The following is a 7,980-nucleotide window of genomic DNA, read 5'->3' as shown; positions in this document are numbered from 1 at the left end:
CATCCGCCGACGACCGCTGGCCGTCGCGCGCCGCGCGCTTGCGCTGCGCGTTCGCACCCTGGCTGGAGCCGCCGCCGCGCACCGGAGCCTGCACGGGCTCGGGCTTGACGTAGGGGGCGACCTCGCCCACGAGGTCGGAGACCTCGCGCGACGACGGGGTCACCGCGACCGGGGTGACCTTGATGGCCGCCTTGCGCAGCAGCTGCGCGACGTCCTTCTCCTGGCCGGGCGTCACGAGGGTCACGACGGCGCCCTCGGCGCCCGCGCGTGCTGTGCGGCCCGAGCGGTGCAGGTACGCCTTGTGCTCGGTGGGCGGATCGACGTGGATGACGAGCTCGACGTCGTCGACGTGCACGCCGCGCGCCGCGACATCCGTCGCCACGAGCACCCTCGCCGAACCCGACGAGAACGCCGCGAGGTTGCGGTCGCGCTGCGGCTGCGACAGGTTGCCGTGGAGATCGACGGAGGGGATGCCCTCCGAGGTGAGCTGCTTGGCGAGCTTCTTCGCGTGGTGCTTGGTGCGCATGAACAGGATGCGGCGGCCCTTGCCCGAGGCGAGCGTCTTGACGACGTCCTTCTTGGTCTCGGCGTTCATCGTGAAGACGTGGTGGGTCATCGCGGCGACGGGCGAGTTCGCCTCGTCGACGGAGTGGAGCACCTCGTTCTGGAGGAAGCGGTTCACCAGCTTGTCGACGCCGTTGTCGAGCGTCGCGCTGAACAGCAGCCGCTGCCCTCCGGACGGCGTCGCGTTCAGGATGCGCGTGACACCGGGGAGGAAGCCGAGGTCGGCCATGTGGTCGGCCTCGTCGATGACGGTGATCTCGATCGCGTCGAGGTGGACGTAGCTCTGCTTCATCAGGTCTTCGAGGCGGCCGGGGCACGCCACGATGATGTCGACGCCGGCGTTCAGCGCCTGTACCTGTCGGTTCTGGTTGACGCCGCCGAAGATCGTGGTGGTGGTGAGACCGTAGGCCGTGGCGAGCGGTGCGAGCACCGCGTCGATCTGGGTTGCGAGCTCGCGCGTCGGGGCGAGCACGAGGCCGAGCGGACGACCCTTGCGACGCGTTCCGCCGGCGAGTGCGCCACCGAGGCGCGCGGCCATCGGGATGGAGAAGGCCAGGGTCTTGCCCGAGCCGGTCTTGCCGCGGCCGAGCACGTCGCGGCCGGCGAGCGTGTCGGGGAGCGTGTCGATCTGGATCGGGAACGCGGTGGTCTTGCCGTCGGCGGCGAGTGCGTCGACGAGGGGCTGAGGCACGCCGAGCGCGCCGAAAGTGGTTTCAGTCATGAGGATTCTCTGGACACGTCGGTGCCCTGTCGGTGGCCGGGGCGGATTTCGCCCTCGGGTCGCCGTACGAAAGTCGTCACCGGCATCGTCCTGCGGGGCAGGTCGGCGGCGGGAGGGGAAGCGTTCTACGACGCGAGAAGCGCACGAAGCGCTGCAAGGTCTCCCACCCTATCAGTGCTCGCCTGGGCGTTCGCACGCCTGGCTCAGGAGGCAGCGGACTGCTCGTAGCGGGCGTCGGCGGCCGCGGCGTCGACGAGGACAGGGGCCGCGAAGCGGTCGGTCACGGCCACGAGCGCTCGCGCGATCCCCGGCTCGGACGCCGAATGCCCGGCATCCGGGACCATCTCGAAGGAGGCCTCGGGCCACGCCCGGTGCAGATCCCACGCGGTCATGGGCGGCGTGCACACGTCGTAGCGGCCCTGCACGATGGCCGCCGGGAGGTGCCGGATGCGGTCGACCCCGGCGATGAGCTGGCCCTCGTCGAACCAGCCGCCGTGCAGGAAGTAGTGGTTCTCGATGCGCGCGAACGCCGCGGCCGCGCGCGGCTCGGTCATCGCGGCGATGAGTTCGGCATCGGGCACGAGCGTGAGGGTCGACGCCTCCCACCGCGACCACGCGATGCCCGCCGGCAGGTGGACGGCGGGGTCGGGGTCGCTCAGCCGACGGTGGTAGGCCTCGATCATCTGCGAGCGCTCGAGAATCGGGATCGGCGCGATGAAGTCCTCCCACAGGTCGGGGGCGACGGATGCCGCGCCGCCCTCGTAGAACCACTCCAGCTCGTGTCGGCGCAGGGTGAAGACGCCGCGCAGCACGAGTTCGGTCACGGCCCGCGGGTGCGCCTGCGCGTAGGCGAGTGCGAGGGCGCTGCCCCACGACCCGCCGAAGACCTGCCACCGGGCGATGCCCAGGTTCTTGCGCAGCAGCTCGATGTCGGCGACCAGATGCCACGTGGTGTTGTGGCGCAGGTCGGCGTGCGGCTCGCTCGCATGAGGCGTGGAGCGCCCGCAGCCGCGCTGGTCGAGCAGCACGATGCGGTAGCGCTCGGGGTCGAAGAAGCGCCGGTGCCACGGCGCCGTCCCGGCGCCGGGTCCGCCGTGGAGGAAGACCACGGGCTTGCCGTGGGGATTTCCGCTCTGCTCCCAGTACACCCGGTTGCCCTCGCCCACGATGAGCTCGCCCGTCTCGTAGGGCTCGATCGGCGGATAGAGGATGGCCTCGAGCTGCTCGTTCACAGGTCTCTCCCCGAGACTGCGAACGTGTCGCACTCCGAGAGGCCGTTCTGGTAGCCCGCCTGGAACCATCCCTGCCGCTGCTCGCTCGATCCGTGGGTCCACGACTCGGGATTGACCACGCCGCCGGACTGCTGCTGGATGTGGTCGTCGCCGACCGTTCCCGCGGCGTGGAGCGCGTCGGCGATCTGCTGCGGCGTGACCGGGTCGAAGTAGGGCACGCCGTTCTCGTCGCGCTGCTCGGGCAATGACCCCACCCAGGCGCCCGCGAAGCAGTCGGCCTGCAGCTCCATGCGCACGCCGTTGCTGTCGGGTCCGGTGCCGTTGCTCGGGTGCTGCTCCATGATGCCGGTGATGTACTGCACGTGGTGGCCGTACTCATGGGCCAGCACGTAGAGCTGCGCGAGCTCGCCGGCCGACGCTCCGAACCGCTCGCGCATCAGCGCGAAGAACGTGGGGTCGACGTAGACGGTCTCTTCGGGCGGGCAGTAGAACGGTCCCGTCCGGTTCGAGGCGGTGCCGCACTGCGTCGGCGTCTGCCCGTCCACGACGATGAGTTCGGGGGCGCGGTAGCCCTGCACCTGACCCACCCAGTACTCGTCGAGCACCCCGCTGCCCGCGGCGAGCCGGCAGTCGTCACGCGTGTTCGCGTCGGCCCCGGTCTCGCACTGCTCGATCTCGGACTCCGCGCCGCCGCCCGGCTGGGGCACGCTCGGGACGAGCCCAGAGATGTCGGTGCCGGTGAAGAGCTGGAAGAGGATGACGGCGAGCGCGCCGATCCCCGCGATCCCGCCTCCCGCGACCGCGGCTCCTGCCCCCCTACGCCGAGCTCGGTTCCCCCCGACGTTGGCGTTCGGATTGAACGTCATGGGTTCACGGTACCGCGCAAGCCCGCACACGCGCGGAACCGGCCCCGAATCAGGGGAATATGCTCGTGGCATGGCGAGCGCACCCACGACCGTGACCGTTACCGGGGCCGGCGGTCAGATCGGCTACGCGCTGCTGTTCCGCATCGCTGCAGGCGACATGCTGGGCGGCAGCCGGCCGGTGCGGCTGCGGCTGCTCGAGATCCCGCAGGGCGTCCGCGCGGCAGAAGGGGCGGCCCTCGAGCTGCAGGACTGCGCCTTCCCGCTGCTGCATGACATCGAGATCACCGACGACCCCCTGACCGCCTTCAACGGCGCGAACATCGCGCTCCTGGTCGGGGCGCGGCCCCGCGGCCCTGGCATGGAGCGCGCCGATCTGCTCGCCGCCAACGCGGGGATCTTCGGGCCCCAGGGCGCCGCGATCGGCGCGGTCGCCGCGGACGACGTGCGGGTGGTCGTGGTCGGCAACCCGGCCAACACGAACGCGCTCATCGCCGCGGCATCCGCTGCTCCGCACGTCCCGGCCGACCGCTTCACCGCACTCACGCGGCTCGATCACAATCGCGCGGTGGGTCAACTCGCCGAGCTGCTCGAGGTGCCGCCCGGCGAGATCGCCGATGTCATCATCTGGGGCAACCACTCGGCGACGCAGTTCCCCGACGTCTCGCACGCCGGGCTCGCTGACGGGCGATCCGTGCTCGAGGCCCTCACCGAGCGCCTGGGCGGGGCCGACGCCGCGACGGCCTGGCTCGACGACGTCTTCATCCCCCGCGTCGCGAAGCGGGGCGCCGAGATCATCGAGGCGCGCGGCTCGTCGTCGGTCGCCTCGGCGGCCAACGCGGCGATCGAGCATGTGCGGGATGAGCAGCTGGGCACCCACCGCGGCTGGACTTCGGCCGCGGTGGTCTCACGCGGCGAGTACGGCGTGCCGGAGGGCTTGGTGTGCTCGGTGCCGGTCGTCTCGCGCGGCGACGGCGAGGGCTACCGCGTCATCGACGGTCTCGGGTTCGACGCCCGCGGGCGCGCCCGGTTCGAGGCATCCGTCGCCGAGCTCGTCGCGGAGCGCGACGCCGTGCGCGCGCTCGGGATGCTGTAGGGCCCGGCGTGGAAGCGCTCCTCGTCGCCATCACCGCGATCGTCGTGATCGCGCTGGCGACGGCGGTCGCGCCGAAGCTCGGCATCGCAGGGCCGCTGGTGCTGGTGCTGATCGGCGGCGCCGTGAGCCTCCTGCCGTTCGTCGAGGTGCCCGAGATCGACCCCGAGTGGATTCTCGTCGGCGTCCTTCCACCGCTGCTGTACTCGGCCGCGGTCGCGCTGCCGGCGATCGAGTTCCGGCGCGACTTCGGACCCATCGCGGGCCTGTCGTTCGTGCTCGTGATCGTGAGCTCGGTCGTGCTCGGGCTGTTCTTCATGGCCGTGATCCCCGGCATCCATCCCGCCATCGCGGTGGCGCTCGGCGCGATCCTGAGCCCGACGGATGCCGTCGCCACCTCCATCGTGAAGCGACTCGGGGTCTCGCGGCGCGTGGTCACGATGCTCGAAGGCGAGAGTCTCCTCAACGACGCGACGGCCCTCGTGCTGCTGCGGACGATGATCGCGTCGGCCGCCGTCGCGACCTCCGTCGCAGGCGACGCGAGCGTCGGCGTCGGCTTCCTGCCCGCGTTCGCGTGGGGTGTCGTCGTCGCGGTCGTCGTCGGTGCGCTGGTGGGCTACCTCAACCTGCGGCTGCGCGCACTCATCCGCCACTCGGCGGCCAACACCGCGATCGGGTTCGTCGTGCCGTTCGTCGCCTACATCCCGACCGAGGAGCTCGGCGGCTCGGGCCTCGTCGCGGCGGTCGTGGCGGGCATCGTCACCGGCCAGGGCGCGGCGCGGTGGTTCACGCCCGAGCAGCGCCTTGCCGACGAGCACAACTGGCGCACGATCGAGCTCGTGCTCGAGGGCGCGGTGTTCCTCGTGATGGGGCTCGAGCTGAACGCGATCGTCGCCGAGAACATCGAGCAGCACAACGGGCTCGGAACAGGCCTCGGGATCGCGGCCGTCGCCTTCGGGATCGTGATCGCCGTGCGCGCCGCGTACGTGGCGCTGCTGGTGTGGGCGCAGAGCCGTTGCGCGCGTGGCCGGCAGCGCGCGCGGTTCGAGGCGATCGGCGAGAGGATCGACACGATCGGCTCGGGCGTGGGAACCGCCGCCCCGCCACGGAAGGGGCGCCGGCCGCGCGATGCCCCGGATGCCGACGACCCGCGCGTGCGACGCCGGCTCGACGTGATCCGGCACCGCGTCAGCCGGGCGCTCAGCGACCTCGACTATTACCAGGCCTCCCCGCTCGGCTGGAAGCACGGCGTCATCATCGTGTGGGCGGGCATGCGCGGCGTCGTGACGCTCGCCGCGGCGCAGACGCTCCCCCGCGAAGACACCGCCGACCGCGCGCTTCTCGTCTTCATCGCGTTCGCCGTCGCGGTCGGCAGCCTCATGCTGCAGGGCTTCACCCTCCCCTGGGTCGTGCGCCTGCTGCGGCTCGAGCGGCCCGGCGACAACGCGCTCGACCGCGCCGAGCAGTCGGCGCTGGACGAAGACCTGCGGGATGCCGCGGCCTCAGCCCTTGCGCAGGCCGCCCTGCGCCGCCGCGACGGCACGCCGTTCTCCGATGAGGTGCTGCGGCGCGCCGACGCGAAGGTCCTCCAGCCGCCCGACGACGAGACCGGTGCACTGATGCGCGACGTGCTCGAGCTGCGGCTTGCGATCATCGGTGCGATGCGCGCGCGGCTCAACGACCTGGGCTCGGGCGGCGGCTACAGCACACCCGCGCTGCGGCACGCCCTGGCCGAGCTCGACGCCGACCAGCTGAGCCTCGAGCTCCGGCTCGACGACGGCTACTGACGCGGTCGGGCGCGCGGGCCGGATGAGGGACAATGGTGCAGAGCAAGGGGACGCCATGAGCGAGATCACACGGACGGATGCGGCATCCGCGCACGCGTCCGGCGGCGCCGAGACCGCCCCGCTGCACCTGCCTCATGCCGCCGCGGAGTGCCCGAAGTGCTTCACCGAGCTGCAGGCCGACGGCACATGGTGGCTGGCACGGCCCGCCGGTTCGCGCCTGGTGGGACTGGTGATCGCCCGCGACGACATGCCGTCGGTGGTCGACCAGCGCAACGACCTGACCCGGTTCGGAGTGCCGATCGAAGGCTTCCGCCACCCCGCGCCCGAGACGCTGGAGTCGTGGGAGGAACGGCTGGTTCGGTTGTTCGGCACGCTGAAACGCGGGGATGTGCTGGTCGTGGCGAACGTCCATGCCCTGGGCCGCGACATCGACGAGGAGACGCGCACCGTCGCCGAGCTCCACCGCCGTGGTGTCGTGGTCAAGGTCGTCAGCCATGGCGGTCGCCACCTCTACGACGCCGGGCGCTGATCTGCGACCGGCTCGATGGCCGCGGTCAGTCCGCCGCCGCGCTTGCGGCGTTGCCCCGCAGCTCCTCGTCGAGCAGCGGAAGATCCTCGCGTGTGACCAGGCGCGCCGCGATCGCATGTTCGACCAGACGCACCCGGCGGTTCGTGGCATAGGAGCGCACGCCCCCGCGAAGCCCGGGCACGCCGATGCGGTCGAGCTTGTCGCACACGTTGTCGAGCTTGCGGTTGAAGCGGGTGAGCGTCCAGCCGATGCGCTCGGCCGCCTGCGCCGACGTCGGAAGCTCGCTCATGCCGGTGCCCTCGCGCTTGAGCACGGGCTCGGCGAGAGCCAGGATCATGACGCGCTGGCTGGGGGTGAGCGGCACGTCGCCGATCGTGCTCAGGCCGTCGTCGTCGGAGACCGGCTGCGACTCGCGGAACGGCGGTGCCGAGGAGTGGATCGTGAGTTCGTACGTCGTCGGCCCTGCGCTGAAGATCACCGACGTCGCAGCGAAGACGAGGGGGAGCCGCGCGCCCGGCGCGAGCCACGCCTGCACGCGCCCGCCGGTGTCGGTCACCGTCGCGGTGAGCCGGCTCCCGACGTTCGACAGCAGCCACAGCCCGTCGTGGTTCTCGATCGTGAGGAAGTTGCGGTGCAGGAACAGGTTGTCGTCGATGGCCAGGTCGCCCTCGCGCCCGACAGTGAAGACCCGCTCCGGCGCGAGCTCGAACCGCTCCCCGGCGAAGTCGACCGTCAGCCCGCTCGCATCCCCGGTCACGGGACGCACCTCGTCACGGGCTGGGAGGCGCGACCGTTCTCGCGGACCAGCAGCACCTCGACGCAGGTGGTCCCTGACGGATCCGCCGGCACGGTGTACTCAGTGCTGTCGATCGACTCGGGCTCGCCGCTGGCTCCGGTGCGATCGACGACGGCGACGATGTAGCGGTCGCCGTCCGCGGGCTCGGGGTTGGTCCACGAGAAGCGCACGCCGTCGGCCACGGCGGTTCCGGCGAGTCCCTCGGGCGCCGGCACGACCGCGCTGATGGGGTCCTGCGGGCGGGCTCCGGTCTCGGACGGCGCGGGCTCGGCCGCGCCTCCCGACAGAATGCCAGGCAGCGACACCCCGACGATGAGAGCGGCCACGACCACGAGTCCTGCCGCGAGGCCGATCCACAGTCCCGCACGGGGGCGCCGGCGCGCGGGCGCGGCGGC

At 71.8% G+C, this 7,980-nt stretch carries 7 protein-coding genes and 1 pseudogene; 3 read left to right on the top strand and 5 right to left on the bottom strand.

The window, feature by feature from the left end; all coding sequences use genetic code 11:
* From EIO58_RS09190 to ypfJ, 3 genes are all read right to left on the bottom strand, one after another.
* The coding region (locus tag EIO58_RS09190; protein ID WP_164861603.1) for a DEAD/DEAH box helicase at nt 1–1,285 on the bottom strand (1,285 nt) is incomplete at its 3' end.
* A 203-nt stretch (nt 1,286–1,488) separates the two neighbouring features.
* Nucleotides 1,489–2,517, bottom strand: coding sequence for a prolyl aminopeptidase (gene pip, locus EIO58_RS09185; protein ID WP_240658671.1), 1,029 nt, complete (start codon nt 2,515–2,517; stop codon nt 1,489–1,491).
* Complete coding sequence (gene ypfJ / locus EIO58_RS09180; RefSeq protein WP_127819280.1) at nt 2,514–3,383, bottom strand: KPN_02809 family neutral zinc metallopeptidase; 870 nt, start codon at nt 3,381–3,383, stop codon at nt 2,514–2,516. The genes pip and ypfJ overlap by 4 nt, the downstream gene beginning before the upstream one ends.
* Nucleotides 3,384–3,453: 70 nt before the next feature.
* On the opposite strand from ypfJ, the gene EIO58_RS09175 reads away from it, so the two are divergent.
* The 3 genes from EIO58_RS09175 to EIO58_RS09165 are packed head-to-tail and all read left to right on the top strand — an operon-like array spanning nt 3,454 to nt 6,789.
* Complete coding sequence (locus EIO58_RS09175; protein WP_127819279.1) at nt 3,454–4,476, top strand: malate dehydrogenase; 1,023 nt, start codon at nt 3,454–3,456, stop codon at nt 4,474–4,476.
* Nucleotides 4,477–4,484: 8 nt separating this feature from the next.
* Nucleotides 4,485–6,260: a cation:proton antiporter gene (locus EIO58_RS09170; protein ID WP_127819278.1), complete on the top strand. Its 1,776-nt coding sequence runs from the start codon at nt 4,485–4,487 to the stop codon at nt 6,258–6,260.
* A 55-nt stretch (nt 6,261–6,315) separates the two neighbouring features.
* Complete coding sequence (locus EIO58_RS09165) at nt 6,316–6,789, top strand: recombinase family protein (RefSeq protein WP_127819277.1); 474 nt, start codon at nt 6,316–6,318, stop codon at nt 6,787–6,789.
* 25 nt (nt 6,790–6,814) lie between these two features.
* Here the strand turns inward: EIO58_RS09165 and EIO58_RS09160 are convergent, their stop codons facing one another.
* Nucleotides 6,815–7,555, bottom strand: coding sequence for a hypothetical protein (locus EIO58_RS09160; protein WP_127819276.1), 741 nt, complete (start codon nt 7,553–7,555; stop codon nt 6,815–6,817).
* Nucleotides 7,543–7,980: pseudogene (locus EIO58_RS18750) on the bottom strand (serine/threonine-protein kinase); the annotation flags it as partial. The gene EIO58_RS09160 and the pseudogene EIO58_RS18750, both read right to left, overlap by 13 nt.

The organism is Microbacterium sp. CPCC 204701 (assembly GCF_004010105.1).
Taxonomy (GTDB): domain Bacteria; phylum Actinomycetota; class Actinomycetes; order Actinomycetales; family Microbacteriaceae; genus Microbacterium.
Note: the sequence above shows the minus strand (reverse complement) of the source record. Positions and strands in the feature narration are given on the sequence as shown.